The organism is Mesorhizobium helmanticense (genome assembly GCF_003034915.1).
GTDB lineage: Bacteria > Pseudomonadota > Alphaproteobacteria > Rhizobiales > Rhizobiaceae > Mesorhizobium > Mesorhizobium helmanticense.
In genome coordinates this window covers 1-1,773 of the sequence record NZ_PZJX01000088.1, presented here as the reverse complement: position 1 = coordinate 1,773, position 1,773 = coordinate 1, and the positions used below count along the sequence as shown (strand labels likewise).

The following is a 1,773-nucleotide window of genomic DNA, read 5'->3' as shown; positions in this document are numbered from 1 at the left end:
ACCACCGGCAAGATGATGTGGGAGGGATGATCGCGATCGTGATAGATCGTGTTCTGTGCGACCACTGTTGCGGTTTCTGTGGCATTGTTGCCGCCTGTGTTCAGGTTGCGGGCGAAGTGCGGGAAGCTGCTGCTCGCCACCTGCACGCGAATGCGGTGGCCGGGACCGAACCAGTTGCCCGTCGCCGCCATGTTCACCTCGATGCGATATATTTCTCCAGGCGTCAGCAGGCTCGGGCGGCTATAGTCCTCGCGATAGCGAGGTTGCGCCGTGTAGGCTTCGCGATAGCGCGCCCGCGCGACGCCTTTTTGCAGGTTGTAAACCCGGCCATCGGGATAGACATCGCTCAGTGTCACGACGAAGTCTGTGTCCACTGCCGATGACGATACATAGACCACCGCGCGCAAAGGACCCGTCACCTCGACGCCTGAACGAAGCGGCTCCGTTGTGTAGACCAAGCGGTCGGGCCGCAGATCGACCTCCCGCTGGTCGGCGGCGCTACCATCGCCCCTAGTGCGGATAGCCTCAGGGCTGGGTGTAGGATCGGCCGGATCGTAGCGATAGAGATCGGCAGGGCCTGATGCCATCGCCGTGGACAGCTTGCCGTCGCCGTTGCTGGTGTTCGCATGCCCGCCGCTGCTGAAGTAGTAGGGGGTGAAGCTGGTCCCTGGCAGCGGCCAACTGTCGGCGGACTTCCAGCGGTTTGCGCCCATCAGGTAGTATTGGACGTGCGGCATGTTGAGTTCGCCCTGGCCATTGCGGCGCAGCCAGTGATCGAACCAGCGCAGGTAGATCGACCAGTAATCCTGACAGACGTCTCCGACGTCGCGCTCACCCGCTATGTACGGTGTCTGGGCGCATTCGCTCTCGCAATGCTGGGTGGGGGAGATGATCAAATACTGGTTGCGCCGCGAGCGCTCCGTCATAGACTGGTTTTTGAACGCGTTGAATAATTCTATGCCCTCGTTGACCGCATTGTCATGCCAGGACTCGATGAACAGCCCTGGCACGTCGGGGCGCGAATTCTCATCGAAGAAGGCAAATTGGCGCCACCAGGGATCGCCAAGCTCATGAGTGACCCAATCCCGCCAGTCGTTGGGAAAGCTGTCGGACCGTTCGTTCATGTCGGCAAGTGGGAGGGTTTGCAGGAAGTCATGATATTCGATTGCTGGAGGGATCTGGGAGCGCTGATTGCCTTTCTCGCGGAACCATTTGAAGGACCAGCCGAACTCCGGCACGCCGGAGAATATTGTGCCAAATGGCCGGTTGCGCATCGCGCCGCCTGAGGCCTGAGGCAGGACGGCCGCCAGGGCCGGCGGTCGCTGCGGCGCCATCATCACCTGATTGATCCCGAGCGCGGAGCAGCCGTAGCCGCCGACCTTGCCGTTCGACCAGGGCTGCGCAGCAATCCACGCCACCGTGTCGTAGCCGTCATCCGCGTCACTGGCGGCCGGGTGGAATACGCCTTCCGAACGGAAGCGGCCCCGAATGTCCTGAACCACGACCGTGAAGCCTTGGCTCGCGAACTGGCAGGCCACCCCATCGTGCGTCTTCGAACCACGCTCGCGATAGGGCGCCTTGTCATACTGTGTCCGGATCAGGATCGTCGGTAGGCGATCCCCGGCCCCAAGCGGGCGGTAGATGTCGGCGAAGAGGCCGACCCCGTCACGCATCGGGATGCGGACGTCCTCCTCGAGGTTGACGTCGAACCGGGGCTTCGGAAATGGAACGACGTCGCCCTCGCCCGCCTGTGCGCTCGCAGGCTGTTGTGCA

At 62.4% G+C, this 1,773-nt stretch carries 1 protein-coding gene; it reads right to left on the bottom strand.

The features are described from left to right. A partial coding sequence (locus C9427_RS33170; protein ID WP_107653144.1) for a CocE/NonD family hydrolase occupies nucleotides 1–1,773 on the bottom strand: 1,773 nt, incomplete at both ends.